The following is a 19,485-nucleotide window of genomic DNA, read 5'->3' as shown; positions in this document are numbered from 1 at the left end:
GCTGCGCCACGACGCGCCAAAATGTAAAACGTGACATCATACCTTTCGCTGACCTGGGCGGAGTGTAAAATCACGCAGCCAGCTGAGCTACATTTTGCACCGGTGTCAACGGGAACCCGCGCTTCTGTCTAAAACTCCAAGTCCCCTAGCCGAGCATCTCAACCGCGTAAACGGATAAATCTTTCGCGGAACGCCTGAAAATTTTCTGCGGTACTTGCGGCGACTGCGGCCAACACCCTGGCCTGAAAAACGCTTAGGGTTCCTGCAGTAATTGCCCCTGCTCTGACCAGGTCAACACCTCCACCGTTCCCATACATCGGAATCACTGGACCTTCTTCAACGCGTGTTGCAAGAATAACGGGAATATCCGATTCAGCAGTTTTAGCAATAGCCTCTGCAAACCCTATTCCCGCATTGCCAGAACCACAGCCTTCAAGAACTATTGCCGTAGGATCTGTAGCGCGTGCCGCTTCGAATAGGACTGTATCGGTTCCAATGCCATAGGTAATGATTGGAATGTTTCCCTCAGAAAATTTACCAGCATCAAAATCAAGAGTCTCGTTCGTCTCAGGCAAAGCAACGAGCGTAAAGGCGTCCTCGTAAACCTCCCCTACTTTCGTTCCAGTGAATGCCTGCGACTGGATCGTGTGACACTTCCGAACCCCTCGAGCGTTCCAAACATTTCCTGCAAAACACACCACAACTCCGAGATTACGAGCCCTCGGCGATGCAGCAACCGTCAAAGAATCTTGGAGATTCCGTGGTCCATCAGAGTCCGGTGTATCGAAAGTACGTTGGGCACCAGTAAGCACGATAGGCTTATCAGTCGCAATTACAAGGTCAAGAAAATAAGCAGTTTCCTCCATCGTGTCTGTCCCGTGCGTGATCACGGCACCAATGCAATCAGAGTCCTTGAGAGATCGGTTTACGACATCGGCAATCACTGACAAGTCCTCAAATGTGAGGCGGTAGCTGCCCTCTGAAATGGCATCGACCCGTCTTACTTCCAGATTGCTTTCGGTCCCTAAATCAAACATCTCGGCTGTCACCCCGACGGAAGCTCCATCCTCTGAACGAGTTGAAGCAATCGTTCCGCCAGTCGCAATCAATGCAACGTACGCCATATCCGTCTCCTATTGACCAAATGCGTTGTTATCGGAAAAGCGCTCTCTTTCTTCTTTTCCCAATTTCACCCATCCCAGTGTCAAGGATCAAGACACTGGGACTGTGAGGCGAGCAGACTCTCGAGATCGATTAAATCTCAACTCTTCCGGGGACAGTTTCCTTGCCACCATCTTGCGCTTTGTTCGCAGCACGAGAACCGAAGAACATTGATGCGGCGACCGAGCTCAGTACAACAATCGGTAGAGAGAATGCCGTCCAGTCAGGGAAAGCAGGCGCGAAAGCGAATACGACTCCGGCTGCAGTCACAAGCGAAACCAGTGTCGTGGGAATCGACTTAACCACTACAGCCAATTGCACAAAGACTGCACCAATAATCGCGGGAAGAATGTAGTCAAAAGTTGCGCGAACACTCTCAGGAAGAACTGCAATAATCCAGTTGCCGAGAATAGCTACTGCAAGGATCATCACTGTTACGTGAACAATAACAGCACCAGAAATAGCGGCAACTGCTGTTAGCTCTGCTTTCTTCGTACCTGGCTTAGCATCGACTGCTGCTTGTGCTGTCACAGACGCGGGAAGTAACTTGTTAGAGATATTTCCTACGAGCCAGGCTTGATAAGTGCCTGACACTCCCAGCATCGGGAAATAGGTTGCAGGTTCAACAACCCAGTTCGCAGCATAAATTACGGCAACCGCCAAGAAACATGTGCCGAGTACTCCCCACCCCGGAAACAACCCTTCGACCGTGAAGAGGTAGATCGGAGCGGCCATTGCCAGAATCAACCCGAGCCCAACTGTGATTCTGCCCCAAAAATTAATCCGGTTAATGTAAACTGGGCTGTGTCAAATTTTGTGGACGGGTAAACCCGTTGTGTTTGGTTGTGGGGGTTAGGCTGCGGCGGCGTGTGTGTCGGCGCAGCGGGTTTTGAATTGGCGCATTGCTTCGGCGGGGATCAGCCCGGTGGTGGAGTGGATGCGGCGGCGGTTGTAGTACGCCTCGATCCAGTGTCCGACTTCGTAGCGGGCGTCGAACTTCGACGCGAACTGCTTCTTTTCGTACAGCAGATGCAGCTTCAACGTGGAAAACATCGACTCCGCAACCGCGTTGTCCCAGCACACACCGACCGCGCCGGTGCTTAAACGCACATCGAGTTTCTTGGCTGTTTGCGCGAACTGCTTCGAGGTGTACTGCGAGCCGCGGTCGGAGTGAAACACCGCGTTGCCCGCGACGAAACCGGCCGCGTGCGCCATGGTCAGCGCGTCGACGACAAGTTGCGCACTCATCCGGTCTGCGATCTGCCACCCGACAACCATCCGTGTGCTCAGATCGATCACGACGGCCAGATACATCCATCCCTGCGCGGTGCGCAGGTAGGTGATGTCGCCGCACAGATAGGTTGTCGGCATCGCGGGGTAGAAACGGCGCCGAAGCAGATCAGCTCGTGCGCTCGCCTGCGGGTCTTGGATCGTGGTGCGTTTAAACGCGCGACGGTACTTGGTGTGCAGCGTGTTGTCAGCCATGATCTTTCGCACCGCATACAGCGTGGTTGCAACGTTTTGGGCCTGAAGCTGCCGGTAGATAGTGCGCGCCCCGGCAAAACCGTTGTGCTCGTTGAAGATCTCGATAACCAGATCGGTAATCGCCGCGCGTTTCGCCCGCGGTGTGCCACCGGTCGGCGGAGTATCTCTACGCTTGCGCCAGGCGTAATAGCCGGAGCTGGATACTTCCAACACACGGCACATCATTGACACTGGGTAGCGGGGGCAGGGGTTGCCTTCTTCGTGGAAGTGGGCAATTACCGCGAAGAGGTCCTCGTGGTGTGCTCCGTGGCGAAGAAGGCGGCCGCTTTTTTTAAAAACTCGTTTTCACGCTCGAGCTCTTTGATCCGCTTTGCCATCTCTGCCGGGTCCTGCGACGCGGCATCAGCAGCGCGCATGTGGCTGCCGGAACCAGTGCCCAAGGTGCCTTCGGCTTTGGCCACCCAGCGTCCCAACGACGAGGACGACACCCCGTACTCCTGGGCCACGGCACCACGAGTCTTGCCGAACATCAACACCTCATCAATGCACTGCTGACGAAACTGATCCGAATACTTACGTGGCATGATTTAATCCTTCCAGATCGGTGGGTTTCACCGTCCACCGGAATCATGACACCCCAAACGTCATCAGACATTGCTTTGGTCTTCATTTCAGATGCTCCTCGATTACGCAGCCACAAAGTATGCAACTGCTAGGCCAATAATCATTGCAAAACCAAGCGCCCACTCTCTGAGCCAACGCATATTCAATCGCTCCGACAACAGTAGGAAGATCACCATTGCACCGGAGGAGCCCGCCATGACGGCCAGGTTCTTCGATCCGCCAGAGGCCTGACTGACAGTCAGGAAGGCAAAAGCACCCAGAAGTGCGCCTCCTGTTAGTGCAGCCATAGCCCATGGCTTCCATTCGCTTAGCTTCTCGGACATCTTGCCCATCGCACTAGTTGCTAGAACTACCTCGAGCATCCAGACTCCTGCGCCCAACGCCATTGTGAAGAAGACCGTGGCGAAAACAACTGCGTCAAAGTTCTCGCTCCCCATCGGTGCATTCATTGATTCAGCTGCAGCATTTGCGGCAGCCAGCTCATACGGCACCGATCCAATCATTCCGATACGCATTAGGACGGGCGGAGTACCGAAGATAGGAATCAGGGACAAGGCCACGATCCCCACTGCCACAGACGGTCCAATCGCTGAAATAGCCCCAGCCCTCATTGCCTGCATAAGTTCTTTATTCTCAATATGGCCTTCCTGGGCATTTTGCTTGGCTAGGCGAAAGAACACGACTGCCTGAAAAACAATCACAGCCATTACGGCTAGCGAAAACATCCACATGGCTGGCGATTGAGCATACGAAATATAATCGGGCATTTTTCTCTCCTATCGCGGCTTCAAAATAATTAGTTGACGGCGGTGTTTTTCAATTAGACCTTTGGAGTACAGCAAAGGAAATGGCTCTCCTTTCACCCATCTGTCCATGTGTTCAAACTGGTATCCAGACGAGAGATCTCCGCTTTGCCCTGGTCCATTAAGCGCAATTGAGTTGTCCCATTCCCCAACGTCAATCGCTACCCTGAATGAGCTGCCATAGATCTGCCTGTAATCCCCCGTACTGGCGTATCCAGCCAGGCCAACTGTCTCTCCACTTCCTGGCACTTCATATTCCCCAGAGCGAACCAACTTTTCTTCTACACCTGCTTCGATGAGCAAATCAGCAAACGCGTGATCGGCGTAGCGCATATGAACATCACCCCAGGGGCAAAGCTTGTCCATGTCGACAAAGGCGTCAAAACTGATAAGTGCATGTTCTACAGCAAGATCAAGCTTCCTTTGGTCGGAGTCAGCCCAATCCCGCATAAGGCTCAAAGCAACTCGAGAATCTCTCTCAGCAGCCAGGTCCGGAATAAGAATCCCAAGAATCTTCTCAGCCTCGCCCTCGTATCCCAAGGTCTTAAGTTGAGAACGCAGGACGGTAGGGACCAAGTGTTCCCAGAAAAACAGTTCCCATGCATGCGCTTGTGTCGACCCAGCCGACATCCGAAAATCCCATGCGTCAACAAGTCTCCCGAGTGCATGGTCCTGAAACTGCGCGACTTGCTTGAGTACGACGATCGTTTCCCGTGCATGCAGGTTTAAATCATCTGTTTGAAAATCAAATGCTTCCCGAATCGTGACCTCTCGTGCGTCATCTAGCCACTCTTTGATACGCCGATAACGGACATCGTCGTACCACTCATAGGAGATATGCACTTCCCGTGGGAATTCTTCTGGCAAAAGATACTGGTTCGCAGTGGCAAAATAGCCGCTATCTTTCGCGAACCCAGGCAGAACATCGTTGTCATAGAAGCCATCCCAAACGTACTGACCATCACCCGGAACCGGGAACAGACCATTCCAATTCTTCCGCTTGGGAATAATGCCACCAGGTTGCCAGGCGATTCTCCCACCAGGTTCGGCAACGATCTGGTTTTCAGGCGGAGCACACCATCGATTCATCGCCTCGAGAAACTCATCAATATTATCGGCCCGCATGTATTCAATAGAACCGAGATAAGGTGCCCCTCCAGGCTCTAGCCAAGCGGCTGCCAGTGATACTGCGACGTGCCTCTCAGGGTCATGATAGATAACTGGACCAAACTCTGAGAAACGGAGAACGACCGTCTGCTCCGGCCCATCGCACGAGTGAATCTCCTCCGTAACTTCTGAGAACTTTCGCCAAGCACCTTCAAATTGATACTCATCTGGGTTATTCGGATTCAGCACATGGACAAAGAGATCTTCCTGGTCAATGGCGAAAATCGTAAGCCCGAACGCGACTTTGCCATTGTGTCCAATAGAAACCCCCGGGAGTAGTGGCTCTCCACCACCTATTACATCGAAGTCCCTACAAGATAGGTGCGCAATATACCGCAATGACGGCATACTCGACGTAACGCGGTGGGGGTCGTTACAAAGAATTGGCCTTCCTGTAGAGGTCAAATCACCAGACAGAACCCAGTTGTTTGAACCATCACTTGGCTGCTGCACACGACCGATTCCAGAGTTGGAATCTTCGGATCGAACAATAGGCCCAGTTCCAAGCCAATAGTCTTTCATCACGTCTTCTGCGAACACAGAAAAATCTAGCCCCTCAGGAACTTCAAACTCTATTGCGGGCTCAAAAAGCTTGCGCAGACTCGCAACTGAGTGGTTCCATTCATGAGCTAACCGCGCCCGTACTGCCTCTTCCGCGGCATTAAAAGACAGAGAATGGGAACGAAGCCTCAGTAGATCCTCTGGCGCCCATTTCTCGGGTAGGTAACCTAACTTTTCGAATTCAAGGGGAAGCGGCATAGCACCACTCACCACCAAATCAATGAAGCCATTCACCCCATTTACAAAACTTGTCACGATAGCTTTCGCATCGTTACCGTAGGCAAGCCACTCAGCACGAAAATCTCCACGGTAGATAAAAAGACGTGCAGCCCTGTCCCATTCCACGAAATCACTACCGAATACCTCGGCGAGCCGTCCGAGCCCTCTTCTTCGGGAAAAATCTAACTGGAACAGACGATCTCGCGCAGCGTTGAAGCCTTGCGCTAGAAAGACATCGTTTTTCGTTGAGCCGAAAATGTGTGGAACGCCCCATTCATCAACATGAATTTCAACCTCATCTTCGAGGTAACGCAATTCGAAATAGTCAGCCATCACACCCTCCTCATAGTGCCTTCGCTTACATCAATTGACCATTTGTGCCTGCGCTCACAATTGGATCCCAGAAAACTAACATCTTGCCGCTATGCTTTGAATAACTATCAACCGTTACCCATTACGTTGTTAGCAGTTCCACCCCAGGGCACCGAAGATTCATAGGCCGTCCACCCGATTGGGCGGGTTATGTTTACTTCCGTTCCCTCCGTTCGCAAGAACAGTGGAACTAGTCGCTGGCTTCGGTATGGCTTATTCCTGTCCCTGTCTGAAAATGATCCGGGGGGTGATGTCGCCGAAGACAGTGACATACTCAAACTGCTAATAGGAACTTGACCCAGCCCAGGTGGTATGAGGTCTCACAGTAATGTGGATGCCAGTGCAAGTATGTCCGACCAACCCCAGCGATGAAGCATAAATAATCCAACTTCTCATTCATCGCTAGGAGGCACACACCCATGGCCTATGACTTCGTCATTGGCGTGGACGTCGGCAAATACTTCCACCACGCCTGCGTCCTCGATTTCCAAGGCAGACAAGTCCTGTCCGAACGCATCAACCAGCATGAAGGCTCACTACGCAAGCTCTTCGGCAAATTTCTCGCCGATGACGCTTCGGTTCTTGTCATTGTCGATCAACCCAACAACATCGGCCGGTTAACCGTCGCAGTCGCCCAAGACATGGGGGCCGACGTTCGCTATCTACCGGGGCTTGCGATGCGGCAGCTCTCTCGCATCCACGTCGGCAACTCCAAGACCGATGTGCGCGACGCCTACGTCATCGCCCATGCCGGTCTTAAACTTCCGGATGCCTTGCGCAGCGTCGACCGCGTTGAGGAAGTCTTTATCCAGCTGAAAGTGCTCAACGGTATTGACGAAGATCTCGCCCGGGCCTACACACGCCTGATTAACCAGATGCGATCCGCGCTCGTGGGAACCTATCCTGCATTCGAACATGTTCTGCGCGGACAGGTGATTCATCGCAAGTGGATCCTCCACCTACTTGCCAAATACGGTGGCCCCACCAAGATTCGACGCGTCGGTAGAGCACGTCTGGCAGCCTTTGCGCGCAGTCACAGGGCGCGCAATCCTGAGCCTGTCATCGATGCCATGCTTGCTGCCATCCACGGGCAGACCGTGTCCATTGCCGGGGCAGAATACGCCGAACTTGGCGTAGCAATGTCCGCCAAAGATGCATTGGCCAAACTCGAGCATCGTAAAGAAATCGAGGCGCAGGTGCTCAAGCTCATCCAGGACATTCCTCACACCGAGATTCTTTTATCCATGCCCGGCATCGGTCCGCGTAGCGCCGCGCAGATCCTCATGACCGTTGGCGATATGTCCGACTTCCCCGATGCAGCGCACCTAGCGTCCTATGCAGGCCTATCACCGCGGACGAATCAGTCGGGAACGTCCATCATGTCGAATTCGCCCAACCGGGCTGGCAACAAAAAATTAAAGAACGCCCTATGGCAATCGTCTTTTGCATCGATCAGATTCCACGAGCGTTCCCGACAATTCTATGAACGAAAACGCAAAGAAGGCAAAAGACACAACGCCGCAGTTGTCGCACTCGCACGCCGACGCCTAAACGTTCTCTTCGCCATGATGCGTAGCGGCGAGCTCTACCGAGACATCTCCACAGTCCAAGAGGTCACAGCAGCTTAGAACCAACAGCTCCCATCCAAGCCGATTGAGCAGCAAGCCCAATCGGCTCCTCGAGATGCCCGAAAACAACATTCACACGGCGAAGCAGAAGCCCTTCATACCCCCAACAACCTCACCCACGGAGTTGACAACCTATATAGGAACACCCCCCATACCTCTAGGACATACCTTGGACTTAAGCGAAATTCGGACCCTCCATACTGTGGTTAGCGAAGGGTCGATGAGTCGGGCAGCCAGCTTTCTAGAACTGGCGCAGCCAACTGTCTCCAGACAAATTCGCGCGATCGAAGAAGAAATCGGGACACAAGTCTTCTACAGGCGCTCTACAGGCACTGTTCTCACGCCAGCCGGGGAAGAGTTCGTATCACTTACTAAAGGAATTCTTCTCGAACTCGACAGATCGATAGCTCTCATGAAACTGAGATATTCAAGAAAATCTGTATTCAAAATCGCATGCACACAGACCACAGCGCACGCAATCCTCGCCCCGTTCATTGCCGATGTAAACCCCCCAATCATCGACCTAGTAATCGTTGACGCCACTGAAGCGGACAAGCGACTTGAGACTGGAGCCGACCTGGCCATCACGACTCTGAGACCTCCCCCAGATCGTTGTTCAATGGAGGTTGCTAGCCTAAATATCAGGGTCCAAGCGCCAGATATTGCTATACAAAAAGTATCGAAAGAACACCACTTCATCGATCTAGAAAATTTCAAAGACGAAGAATGGATACTCCCAAGAACCGGCGTGCCCCACGCCGTATTCTCTAAATACAACACACTGAATAGCGAGGTTCGAAAACGTTATGTAACCACGGGGGTAGTTGCACAAAGCCTCGCCGCAAATGGATACGGCTACGCCATAGTTACCGAATTACCCGCTCTAGGGTTAGCAGCAAAAACCGCGCGCGCAAATGGCGAACCAATTACCTGCCCCCTTTTCGCATCCTGGGATACACGGCATGAGGCCGACGAAGAACTACGATCTATCGCAAATCGCTTAGCCTTCTGGTTAAAAAACGCACCCGGAGCAGCTGGAATCACCCCCGAAAATGACGCTTTCGAATCATGACAAAATTACAAAAAGCGCCCCGCAGACGTGCCGACGTTCGCATTTGCCGGAGAGCGTCGTGCAGCATACTACAGACAGGTTGTAGAACTACTCGACTGCCTTTGGCCACATGAAAATTTCTCCACATTGCCGACAAACGTACTCCGCATTGCGGACAAGTGGGGATACACCAACTATTTCGACATGGTTGCTGGGATACCTCTTTAAGAGCACGGTCAAAAACTGGGCTGATGCGACAAGGACAAACTCCGCGTTGCGGACAAGTTGGTAAACACCAACGATTCTGATGCAGTCAACCTCGTCGCCGATACGTCAATAAATGCCCATGACTATGCAGGGGCATAGTGGCGCCCGCTGACCCCTCACCCGCATTGCAGACACTGCGAATCTGCATTGCGGACAAGTGGGTGGTCACCAACGATTCCGGTGCCAGCGATCTGATTGCGGACCTTTGTTCTCCGCGTTGCGGACTAGTGGGGACTCACCAACTATTTCGACACGGTCAGGAACTGGGCCGATGCGACAAGGGCAAATTCCGCGTTGCGGGCTGGTGGGTGTGCACCAACTAATAAGAGGGGTGGGTATGCGTGAAAAACACCCAGGAGCAACCATGCGGTTGGTCCTGGGTGTTTTAGTGTTGTGAAGTTGTTGGGTCGGCGGTAACCTACTCTCCCACTCCCTCCCGGGAGCAGTACCATCGGCGCGGGCGGGCTTAGCTTCCGGGTTCGGAATGGGACCGGGCGTTTCCCCGCCGCTATCAACCACCGACACATCTATAGGGGTTCATAGAGTGTCCATGTGTCGTGGACTGTATTGAGATGTCATTGTGACAATGTGGGTGTGTTGTGTCAGTGACTGCATAGTGGACGCGAACAGTGTTTCGTTTTGTGTTTGGTTTGTTGAAAAACCGGGTGTTGGTTTGTTTGGTGTATTAGTACCGGTCGCCTCCACACATTGCTGTGCTTCCAGTTCCGGCCTATCAACCCAGTCGTCTTCTGGGAACCTCAAATGAAACCTCATCTTAAAACAGGCTTCCCGCTTAGATGCTTTCAGCGGTTATCCCTTCCGTACGTAGCCAACCAGCTGTGCTCCTGGCGGAACAACTGGCACACCAGAGGTACGTCCGTCCCGGTCCTCTCGTACTAGGGACAGCTTTTTTCAAGTTTCAACGCGCGCGGCGGATAGAGACCGAACTGTCTCACGACGTTCTGAACCCAGCTCGCGTGCCGCTTTAATGGGCGAACAGCCCAACCCTTGGGACCTACTCCAGCCCCAGGATGCGACGAGCCGACATCGAGGTGCCAAACCATCCCGTCGATATGGACTCTTGGGGAAGATCAGCCTGTTATCCCCGGGGTACCTTTTATCCGTTGAGCGACACCACATCCACAAGTAGGTGCCGGATCACTAGTCCCGACTTTCGTCCCTGCTCGACTTGTAAGTCTCGCAGTCAAGCTCCCTTGTGCACTTACACTCTAAACACCTGATTGCCAACCAGGCTGAGGGAACCTTTGGGCGCCTCCGTTACATTTTGGGAGGCAACCGCCCCAGTTAAACTACCCACCAGGCACTGTCCCCAACCCAGATCATGGGCCAAGGTTAGATATCCACTACGGTCAGAGTGGTATTTCAACAACGACTCCACAACCACTGGCGTGGCCGCTTCAACGTCTCCCACCTATCCTACACAAACCGCACCGAATGCCAATACCAAGCTATAGTGAAGGTCCCGGGGTCTTTTCGTCCTGCCGCGCGTAACGAGCATCTTTACTCGTAGTGCAATTTCACCGGGTCTGTGGTTGAGACAGCAGGGGAGTCGTTACGCCATTCGTGCAGGTCGGAACTTACCCGACAAGGAATTTCGCTACCTTAGGATGGTTATAGTTACCACCGCCGTTTACTGGGGCTTAAATTCTCCGCTTCGGACACAATGTCCTAACAGGTCCTCTTAACCTTCCAGCACCGGGCAGGCGTCAGTCCGTATACATCAACTTAACCGTCTTCGCACGGACCTGTGTTTTTGATAAACAGTCGCTCCCCTCTATTCTCTGCGACCCACGCCAGCAACCACGATCGCATAGATCGGGCACCAGTTTGGGTCCCCCTTCTCCCGAAGTTACGGGGGTAATTTGCCGAGTTCCTTAACCACAGTTCTCCCGACCGCCTGAGTATTCTCTACTTGACTACCTGTGTCGGTTTCGGGTACGGGCCGTATACACACATCGCTAGAGGCTTTTCTCGGCAGTAGAGGATCACCAACATCACCCATATATGGGCTACGCATCACGCCTCACACTATTGACAGCCGCATTTGACATGCTGTCGTGCCACACGCTTGCACCGCAATCCAATAAGCGGCTTGGCTACCTTGCTGCGTCACCCCATCACTGACCTACAACGGATCAGGCCCCACGCATCACCACCAACCACACATCAAAGATGTGCATGTCGGCGGATCTGGGTGGTTAGTATCACCGCTTCGATACTGGGCGCGTATATACGGGTACGGGAATATCAACCCGTTGACCATCGACTACGCCTGTCGGCCTCGCCTTAGGACCCGACTCACCCTGGGAAGACGAACTTGACCCAGGAACCCTTAGTCATTCGGCGGATACGATTCTCACGTATCATTCGTTACTCATGCCTGCATTCTCACTCGCGTGCAGTCCACCGCTTCTTCCGATACGGCTTCACCCCACACACGACGCTCCCCTACCCATAGTAAAAACTATGCCGCGGCTTCGGCGGTGTGCTTGAGCCCCACTACATTGTCGGCGCAGAACCACTCGACCAGTGAGCTATTACGCACTCTTTCAAGGATGGCTGCTTCTAAGCCAACCTCCTGGCTGTCTTCGCGATCCCACATCCTTTTCCACTTAGCACACCCTTAGGGGCCTTAACCGGCGATCTGGGCTGTTTCCCTCTCGACTATGAAGCTTATCCCCCACAGTCTCACTGCAATGCTCAAACTTCACCGGCATTCGGAGTTTGGCTGACGTCACTAAGATGATAGTCCCGCTCGGCCATCCAGTAGCTCTACCTCCGGTAAGCACACATCACGCTGCACCTAAATGCATTTCGGGGAGAACCAGCTATCACGGAGTTTGATTGGCCTTTCACCCCTACCCACAGCTCATCCCCTCAGTTTTCAACCTAAGTGGGTTCGCGCCTCCACAACCTCTTACAGCTGCTTCACACTGGCCATGGGTAGATCACCCCGCTTCGGGTCCAGGACATGCCACTTGACACCCTCTTAGGATTCGCTTTCGCTACGACTACCCCACATAACGGGTTAACCTCGCGACATGCCGCTGACTCGCAGGCTCATTCTTCAAAAGGCACGCCATCACACACAAACGGTGCTCTGACGGATTGTAAGCGCATGGTTTCAGGAACTCTTTCACTCCCCTCCCGGGGTACTTTTCACCATTCCCTCACGGTACTATTCACTATCGGTCACACTGGGTATTTAGGCTTACCGGGTGGTCCCGGCAGATTCACAGCAGATTTCACGAGCCCGCTGCTACTCGGGGAAAACATGATCAGACAACATATGCAACGCCTTCACGTACGGGGCTAATCACCCGCTCCGGCACGCCATCCCAGACGTTTCCGCTAACGCACACACACCATCTTGCGGTCAGGTAGCCCGCAACGATCACACCCCACAACACCGCACACGCAACCCCTACCCAGGTATCACACGCACACGGTTTAGCCTCATCCGCTATCGCTCGCCACTACACACGGAATCACAAATTGTTTTCTTCTCCTGTGGGTACTGAGATGTTTCACTTCCCCACGTCACCTCCACACAGGCTATGCATTCACCTGCAGGTAACACCACACAACTGGTGTTGGGTTTCCCCATTCGGACATCCTCGGATCAACGCACTGTTGGCAACTCCCCGAGGCTTAACGCAGCCTCACACGTCCTTCATCGGCCCAGCATGCCAAGGCATCCACCATACGCCCGTAACACAAAACAACAATTACGGTCGCTACAAAAACTGCAGACAACTCAACAAACAAAAATTACACAAAAGAACAAGATGCTCGCGTCCACTATACAGTTCTCACACAACACACACCCCACGAAGACCAACCACCACAACAGATGATCAACCAACAATGGAATGCCACAAAAAGGAACACACAATGTTGCCCCAGACACCCAACAGCATGCCAACACACCATCATTTTCATTGCTGCATACACACACTTGATATCCATGCACCCAAGCGTGCACACCCCACAACCACACCCCATACTCACATAAGCATGATGATCATGGTTGGGTGTGTCTCCACCCGGACATTTTTAAAACAAACTGGTGGCAGTACCACACTCGGATACTCAACCACCACACCCACAACTGTGGGCGAAAAATAAAAGCTCCTTAGAAAGGAGGTGATCCAGCCGCACCTTCCGGTACGGCTACCTTGTTACGACTTCGTCCCAATCGCCGATCCCACCTTCGACAGCTCCCATGACAGGCCACTGGCTTCGGGTGTTACCAACTTTCATGACGTGACGGGCGGTGTGTACAAGGCCCGGGAACGTATTCACCGCAGCGTTGCTGATCTGCGATTACTAGCGACTCCGACTTCATGGGGTCGAGTTGCAGACCCCAATCCGAACTAAGGCCGGCTTTCAGCGATTAGCACACCCTCACAGGCTCGCAAACGCGTTGTACCGACCATTGTAGCATGTGTGAAGCCCTGGACATAAGGGGCATGATGATTTGACGTCATCCCCACCTTCCTCCGAGTTAACCCCGGCAGTCTCTCATGAGTCCCCACCATCACGTGCTGGCAACATAAGACAAGGGTTGCGCTCGTTGCGGGACTTAACCCAACATCTCACGACACGAGCTGACGACAACCATGCACCACCTGTACACCAACCACAAAGGGAAACCGTATCTCTACGGCGATCTGGTGTATGTCAAGCCCAGGTAAGGTTCTTCGCGTTGCATCGAATTAATCCACATGCTCCGCCGCTTGTGCGGGCCCCCGTCAATTCCTTTGAGTTTTAGCCTTGCGGCCGTACTCCCCAGGCGGGGCGCTTAATGCGTTAGCTACGGCACGAACCCCGTGGAAGGGACTCACACCTAGCGCCCACCGTTTACGGCATGGACTACCAGGGTATCTAATCCTGTTCGCTCCCCATGCTTTCGCTCCTCAGCGTCAGTTACTGCCCAGAGACCTGCCTTCGCCATCGGTGTTCCTCCTGATATCTGCGCATTCCACCGCTACACCAGGAATTCCAGTCTCCCCTACAGCACTCAAGTTATGCCCGTATCGCCTGCAGTCCCGCAGTTAAGCTGCGGGCTTACACAAACGACGCGACAAACCACCTACGAGCTCTTTACGCCCAGTAATTCCGGACAACGCTCGCACCCTACGTATTACCGCGGCTGCTGGCACGTAGTTAGCCGGTGCTTCTTCTCTAGGTACCGTCACATAACGCTTCGTCCCTAGCGAAAGGAGTTTACAACCCGAAGGCCGTCATCCCCCACGCGGCGTCGCTGCATCAGGCTTGCGCCCATTGTGCAATATTCCCCACTGCTGCCTCCCGTAGGAGTCTGGGCCGTATCTCAGTCCCAATGTGGCCGTACACCCTCTCAGGCCGGCTACCCGTCGACGCCTTGGTAGGCCATTACCCCACCAACAAGCTGATAGGCCGCGAGCTCATCCCACACCGAAAAAACTTTCCACAATGGCATCCAAACCACTGTCCTATCCGGTATTAGACCCAGTTTCCCAGGCTTATCCCGAAGTGCGGGGCAGATCACCCACGTGTTACTCACCCGTTCGCCACTCGAGTACCAGTGCAAGCACTGGCCTTTCCGTTCGACTTGCATGTGTTAAGCACGCCGCCAGCGTTCATCCTGAGCCAGGATCAAACTCTCCACAAAAAATGTTTCAGCAGAAACAGGCCGTGAAAAGCCCAATACCTAACCAAAAACAAACCAACCAACACCAAAAAACAGATGCTGGACTGGCACAAAAATAAAAAATCCAAAAATTACTGGAAGCCAAAAAACTTCCAACCAACCCCCACCCTGACGGGGCAAAAACAAGGGTTGGCAACATGCATCATGCACTCACAAAAGTGAAGCACACCACACAGATGATCAGGCAATCAATGGTTCACCCAACCACCACCGGCACACACCAAACAAGGCATGCACACCATGGCACACAACACCAAGCACACAACAACAAAAAATGCATTGGCACACTATCGAGTTCTCAAACAACACCAGCACACCCAACAACCACAACTTACAAAGTCACGGCCGTCAAAGCGGCGGAACCAGAGACTACAACACAACGTAAACCAAAGTCAAACCCAAGTTCAACAACCGTTTACCTTGCACAGCAACCTCATGAAATTAACTCGTTCCCTCTCGCCAGCCCCTCAAGGCCGCTCGAAGCAACGGATGAAGATATAACCACGAACTCACAAACAACACAAATCCGCAGTACAGCGTAGGTTTTAGTGATAACACGCAATAGGTCCATGCGGACCTTCAATAACCTCCACCGGAGTATTGAAGATGGAGCTCAGCAGACTGTCGCGCATGATCTCGTCAACCGCACCAAAGGCGGCAACTTCCCCGTCCTTTACTGCGCAGATGTAGTCCGCGTAGCGTGCGGCGAAGTTGATGTCGTGCAGAACGATCACGATGGTTCGGCCAAACTCGCGGGATGCGGAGTGCAAGTGCTTCATCATCTCTACGGAGTGGGAGATGTCGAGGTTGTTCAGGGGCTCGTCGAGAAGCACATAGTTCGTTTCCTGGCTAAGCACCATCGCAACGTAGGCGCGCTGACGCTGACCACCGGAGAGCTGGTCGAGGAAGCGATTCTCCAGCTCGCGCAGGCCGAGGAAGTCGATGTAGCGCGAGACGATCTCTTCATCTTCGGGGGTCAGGCGCCCACCCGAGTACGGGAAGCGGCCGAAGCCGACGAGTTGGCGCACGGTCAGGCGGGTCACAAAGTGGTTTTCCTGACGCAGGATGGACACGACTTTGGCCAGGTCCTTCGAGCGCGCCGAGGTGACGTCCAGGCCTGCGACTTCGATTTGGCCGGAGTCAAGGTCGAGGAGCCTGCCGATCATCGTCAGCAGGGTCGACTTACCTGCACCGTTCGGGCCGACGAGGGCGGTGATGCCGCCTTCGGGGATGTCCAGGGTGACCGGTCCGATGTCAACACTGCTGCTGTAGGCCTTGCGGACTTCTTTGAGTTGAATCACAGGCGTCCCTTTCTCAAAATCACGATTAGGAAGGTCAGGCCACCGACCAGTTCGATGATGATGGAGACCACGCCTTGCGCGTAGAAGATGTGGTTCATCACAAAGTACGCACCCGACAGGATGCAGTATCCGAGCAGTATCGCCATGGGGAAGACGTAGCGGTGGTCGTAGGTATCCGCGGCTTGGTACGCGAGTGTGGCCACGAGGAAGCCGAGGAAGGTCATCGGGCCGACCAGCGCGGTCGATACCGCTATGAGGATGGCCACCAGCACGAGCGTGTAAATCGCGTGCTTTTTGTGGTCCACGCCTAGATTCATGGATACGTCGCGCCCCAGAGACAGGACGTTGAGCGCGCGCGAGTTGAAGATCAGTAGTCCCGTCGCCACGATGACCAGCGGGATTGCCAACGGGTAGTACTCCGGGTCGGCGTTGTTCACGGAACCAAACAGGCGCGCGGTGAGCACGTCGAACTCGCTGGGTGTGAGCATGCGTTGCATAAACGTAGATACTGCACCCAGTCCCCCGCCGAGCACGATGCCGACCAGCAGCATGGCGTGCATGTCGGGGTTGTTGCCGGCGAGCAGCCATGTGTAGAGCACCAGGCTGAGCCCGATCATGAGCACGAGCTGGAAGACAAACATCTCCAGGGTGTGCGCGTTGATCAGCCCGGCTGCGCCGAGGAAATACACGGTTGAAGTGTGGATGGCGACGTAGAGCGATTCGAACCCCATGATGGACGGGGTGAGAATCCTGTTGTTTGTCACCGTTTGAAACGCCACGGTTGCTGTCGCTTGGCACACAGCCACGATGGCCATCGCGATCACCGCGTTCATGCGACGTTGCGCAATCAGCCAGTAGCCGGTGGACCCGAACTCCATCGGGTTGCCGTACGCGAGCAGCCCCGCGGTAAATAGCAGTGCGGCCACCGCAAGCGCGGCAATAATCATCCAGTAGCGCTTTTTGCTTTTCGACGACTGGAACGCCCCGATCTCACGCATTCCGGCTCCGCCTCACAATCATGGCGATAAACACCGCGGCGCCGACAACGCCGAGGATGACGGACACGGGCATTTCAAACGGCGCGATGATGGTGCGGCCCAGAAGATCGCAAATGGTCACCACTCCAATGCCGGTGAGGCAGACCCATGGAAGGTTGGAGCGGAGGTCGTCGCCACGCAACATGCTCACAATGTTCGGCACAATCAGGCCCAAGAATGGCAGATTGCCCACGACAACCGTAACCACGCCGGCGGCCACCGCGACCAAGCTGGTGCCGACGAGCACGATCCGGTTGTAATTCAGACCAACGTTGGTGGCCACGTCTTCGCCGAGGCCGGCCACGGTGAGCCGGTCGGCGTAGAAGAACACAGCGATGACCACAAACAGCACGATCCACAGCACCTCGTACTGGCCAGCGATCACGCTGGTGAACGAGCCTGCAAACCACACGCCGAGCGATTGCAACAGGTCGGCCTGCAGCGCCCAATAGGTGGAGACTGCGCTGACCACGGCGCCGAGCATGATGCCGACGATCGGCACGATCAGGCTGGAGCGCAGCGTGACCTTGCGCAAAAAGGCAAAGAACACCATCGTGCCCACAAAAGCGAAACCGACGGCAAGCAGCATGCGCGTCATGATCGTGCCGTTTGGAAAGAACACGAACGACGCGAGCAGGCCAAGGCCGGCCCATTCGGTGGTGCCGGTGGTGGTCGGCTCGACGAAGCGGTTCTGGGTGAGCATCTGCATGATCAACCCACTCATCGCCATCGCCGCGCCGGCGAGCACCAACGCGATGGTGCGCGGGACGCGGGTAGTACGGAACATGGCCCAGCCGTCGTCGCTATTCAAAATGTCGTACTGCCCCACCGCAAGCGAGGTCAGCAGCAGTAAAACGACAACGACAACACCCACCCCAAGCTTCCAATCGAGAAGCTTGGGGCGGGTGGTAGTCGCAGTTGGATGTGTCATTCGGGGGTTACTTTGCAGCCTCGAACTTGTCTGCCAGATCGTTGAGGATCTCGGTGTAGGTGAGGATGGATTCGTTGGTGTAGGTGTCCTTCGGTGCCACGTAGACGTGGTTTTCCTTCACCGCGGTAACGTTCTGCAGCGCGGCAGAGTCGTTGATCACGGACAGAGCCTCCGGGGAATCCTTGGCGGACTTGATCGCTGCATCGCGGTCGAGAGCGAAGATCCAGAACGGGTTCGCGTCTGCGATTGCCTCGACGGAGATGTCATCACCCTTGTGGTCGTTAGAGGCGTTCTCCACCTGAAGCGCCGGAGTGAAGCCGATCAGGTCGAACAGCGGGCCCCACATGCGGCCGACGCCCGGTGCGACGTAGCCGATCTCGCCACCGGAAACGTTCACGGCCATGACGGTCTGGTCCGGGTTGTACGTGGAGCGGGCGCGCTCGATAGCCTCAGTGAACTCCTTGACGGTCTGCTCAGCCTCGGTCTGCTTGCCAAAGATGTCGCCAAGGGCGAGGGTCTGGCGGATGAGCTCGCGGTCAAACGGCTCGCCGTCGCGCGGCTCGAACTCGACGAGCGTAGCGTTCGGAACCAGCTTCTCAATTTCCTCGTCGTACTTGCGGAAGCGCTGGCCAGAGACGATCACATCCGGGTCAGCGGCCACGATGGCCTCGAGGTTCGGCTCCTTGTGGTTGCCGATGTTGACAATGCTCTCATCGTCCGCGATACCCGGAATGGTGTTCGGGACGAGATCGCGCGCTGCTGCGACCGGCTTAACGCCCCAGGCGTCCAGGAGCTCGAAGGTGCGGTTGTCCAGAGCGACGACGCGCTGCGGGTTTGCCGGCACTTCCTTCTCGCCGTAGTTGTCGGTCACCTTGACGGTGCTGCCATCGGTGGTGGCGGAGGTTGCAGCCTCGGAGGTGGCTGCTACAGAGGTGGTGGTCTCAGCGGCCTGCTCTGCGTTGGAGCAAGCGCCGAGGGTCAGCGAGCCTGCGGCTGCGAGGGCGATCAGCGCGGTGCGCGGGAAACGGATCATTGTCGTCCTTCCAGACTTAGGTAAGGGTTACCTGGAACATATTAGGGTAGCCATACTTAAAGTCAACCGGCACCCCCGGTTTCCGCCCATTTAGACTACAAAACTGTGTTGTAAATGGCCGAGGTGGGG

General features: G+C 54.6%; 12 protein-coding genes, 3 rRNA genes and 1 pseudogene. 3 read left to right on the top strand and 13 right to left on the bottom strand.

From position 1 onward, the window contains the following. Nucleotides 1–158: 158 nt before the first annotated feature. The 6 genes and pseudogenes from CCOY_RS03750 to CCOY_RS03725 form a co-directional block, all read right to left on the bottom strand. On the bottom strand, nt 159–1,124 hold the full coding sequence (locus CCOY_RS03750) for an asparaginase (protein WP_070483746.1): 966 nt from the start codon (nt 1,122–1,124) through the stop codon (nt 159–161). Nucleotides 1,125–1,254: 130 nt separating this feature from the next. Next, nucleotides 1,255–1,896, bottom strand: a complete 642-nt coding sequence (locus CCOY_RS03745) for a hypothetical protein (protein ID WP_092101830.1) — start codon at nt 1,894–1,896, stop codon at nt 1,255–1,257. A 117-nt stretch (nt 1,897–2,013) separates the two neighbouring features. Then, nucleotides 2,014–2,928 (bottom strand): annotated as a pseudogene (locus CCOY_RS03740) (IS3 family transposase); the annotation flags it as partial. Continuing rightward, nucleotides 2,922–3,176, bottom strand: coding sequence for a transposase (locus CCOY_RS03735; RefSeq protein WP_244268753.1), 255 nt, complete (start codon nt 3,174–3,176; stop codon nt 2,922–2,924). The gene CCOY_RS03735 and the pseudogene CCOY_RS03740, both read right to left, overlap by 7 nt. A 156-nt stretch (nt 3,177–3,332) precedes the next feature. Beyond that, entirely contained in the window at nt 3,333–4,001 is a 669-nt protein-coding gene (locus tag CCOY_RS03730; protein ID WP_435383814.1) for a DUF5058 family protein, read from the bottom strand. Nucleotides 4,002–4,046: 45 nt separating this feature from the next. Continuing rightward, on the bottom strand, nt 4,047–6,353 hold the full coding sequence (locus CCOY_RS03725; protein WP_070483753.1) for a penicillin acylase family protein: 2,307 nt from the start codon (nt 6,351–6,353) through the stop codon (nt 4,047–4,049). Between the two features lie 458 nt (nt 6,354–6,811). Between CCOY_RS03725 and CCOY_RS03720 the strand changes: the two genes are divergently transcribed. Both CCOY_RS03720 and CCOY_RS03715 read left to right on the top strand, forming a co-directional pair. Then, nucleotides 6,812–8,020 (top strand): IS110 family RNA-guided transposase, encoded by a 1,209-nt coding sequence (locus CCOY_RS03720; protein ID WP_092100328.1) that lies wholly within the window; start codon nt 6,812–6,814, stop codon nt 8,018–8,020. A gap of 55 nt (nt 8,021–8,075) precedes the next feature. After that, nucleotides 8,076–9,092: a LysR family transcriptional regulator gene (locus CCOY_RS03715; RefSeq protein WP_092101827.1), complete on the top strand. Its 1,017-nt coding sequence runs from the start codon at nt 8,076–8,078 to the stop codon at nt 9,090–9,092. Nucleotides 9,093–9,743: 651 nt separating this feature from the next. Here the strand turns inward: CCOY_RS03715 and rrf are convergent. The 3 genes from rrf to CCOY_RS03700 all read right to left on the bottom strand — a co-directional run bounded on the left by rrf (nt 9,744) and on the right by CCOY_RS03700 (nt 15,015). Continuing rightward, nucleotides 9,744–9,861, bottom strand: a 5S ribosomal RNA gene (gene rrf / locus CCOY_RS03710). 141 nt (nt 9,862–10,002) lie between these two features. Next, a 23S ribosomal RNA gene (locus CCOY_RS03705) occupies nt 10,003–13,086 on the bottom strand. Between the two features lie 412 nt (nt 13,087–13,498). Continuing rightward, nucleotides 13,499–15,015, bottom strand: a 16S ribosomal RNA gene (locus tag CCOY_RS03700). The 16S, 23S and 5S rRNA genes sit together here, the layout of an rRNA operon. A gap of 176 nt (nt 15,016–15,191) precedes the next feature. Here CCOY_RS03700 and CCOY_RS03695 point away from each other — a divergent pair. Beyond that, nucleotides 15,192–15,596, top strand: coding sequence for a hypothetical protein (locus CCOY_RS03695; protein WP_143028459.1), 405 nt, complete (start codon nt 15,192–15,194; stop codon nt 15,594–15,596). 3 nt (nt 15,597–15,599) lie between these two features. Here CCOY_RS03695 and CCOY_RS03690 read toward each other — a convergent pair whose 3' ends face one another. The 4 genes from CCOY_RS03690 to CCOY_RS03675 are packed head-to-tail and all read right to left on the bottom strand — an operon-like array spanning nt 15,600 to nt 19,356. After that, nucleotides 15,600–16,355, bottom strand: a complete 756-nt coding sequence (locus CCOY_RS03690; RefSeq protein ID WP_070452053.1) for an iron ABC transporter ATP-binding protein — start codon at nt 16,353–16,355, stop codon at nt 15,600–15,602. After that, the gene (locus CCOY_RS03685) at nt 16,352–17,353 is read right to left on the bottom strand and encodes an iron chelate uptake ABC transporter family permease subunit (RefSeq protein ID WP_070483092.1); all 1,002 of its coding nucleotides are present in this window, start codon (nt 17,351–17,353) and stop codon (nt 16,352–16,354) included. Before CCOY_RS03685 ends, CCOY_RS03690 begins: the two co-directional genes overlap by 4 nt. After that, the gene (locus CCOY_RS03680; protein WP_092101824.1) at nt 17,346–18,323 is read right to left on the bottom strand and encodes an ABC transporter permease; all 978 of its coding nucleotides are present in this window, start codon (nt 18,321–18,323) and stop codon (nt 17,346–17,348) included. Before CCOY_RS03680 ends, CCOY_RS03685 begins: the two co-directional genes overlap by 8 nt. A 7-nt stretch (nt 18,324–18,330) precedes the next feature. Further along, complete coding sequence (locus tag CCOY_RS03675; RefSeq protein ID WP_092101821.1) at nt 18,331–19,356, bottom strand: siderophore ABC transporter substrate-binding protein; 1,026 nt, start codon at nt 19,354–19,356, stop codon at nt 18,331–18,333. Nucleotides 19,357–19,485 lie beyond the last annotated feature (129 nt).

This window comes from Corynebacterium coyleae, from assembly GCF_030408635.1.
Lineage (GTDB): Bacteria > Actinomycetota > Actinomycetes > Mycobacteriales > Mycobacteriaceae > Corynebacterium > Corynebacterium coyleae.
Note: the sequence above shows the minus strand (reverse complement) of the source record. Positions and strands in the feature narration are given on the sequence as shown.

Excerpts from the sequence above, each read along its gene's own strand:
- CCOY_RS03745 (WP_092101830.1), bottom strand. The coding sequence starts at position 1,896 with ATGGCCGCTCCGATCTACCTCTTCACGGTCGAAGGGTTGTTTCCGGGG.
- CCOY_RS03735 (WP_244268753.1), bottom strand. The coding sequence starts at position 3,176 with ATGTTCGGCAAGACTCGTGGTGCCGTGGCCCAGGAGTACGGGGTGTCG.
- CCOY_RS03725 (WP_070483753.1), bottom strand. The coding sequence starts at position 6,353 with ATGGCTGACTATTTCGAATTGCGTTACCTCGAAGATGAGGTTGAAATT.
- CCOY_RS03730 (WP_435383814.1), bottom strand. The coding sequence starts at position 4,001 with ATGTGGATGTTTTCGCTAGCCGTAATGGCTGTGATTGTTTTTCAGGCA.
- CCOY_RS03720 (WP_092100328.1), top strand. The coding sequence starts at position 6,812 with ATGGCCTATGACTTCGTCATTGGCGTGGACGTCGGCAAATACTTCCAC.
- CCOY_RS03750 (WP_070483746.1), bottom strand. The coding sequence starts at position 1,124 with ATGGCGTACGTTGCATTGATTGCGACTGGCGGAACGATTGCTTCAACT.
- CCOY_RS03715 (WP_092101827.1), top strand. The coding sequence starts at position 8,076 with ATGCCCGAAAACAACATTCACACGGCGAAGCAGAAGCCCTTCATACCC.
- CCOY_RS03695 (WP_143028459.1), top strand. The coding sequence starts at position 15,192 with ATGCATCATGCACTCACAAAAGTGAAGCACACCACACAGATGATCAGG.
- CCOY_RS03685 (WP_070483092.1), bottom strand. The coding sequence starts at position 17,353 with ATGCGTGAGATCGGGGCGTTCCAGTCGTCGAAAAGCAAAAAGCGCTAC.
- CCOY_RS03675 (WP_092101821.1), bottom strand. The coding sequence starts at position 19,356 with ATGATCCGTTTCCCGCGCACCGCGCTGATCGCCCTCGCAGCCGCAGGC.
- CCOY_RS03680 (WP_092101824.1), bottom strand. The coding sequence starts at position 18,323 with ATGACACATCCAACTGCGACTACCACCCGCCCCAAGCTTCTCGATTGG.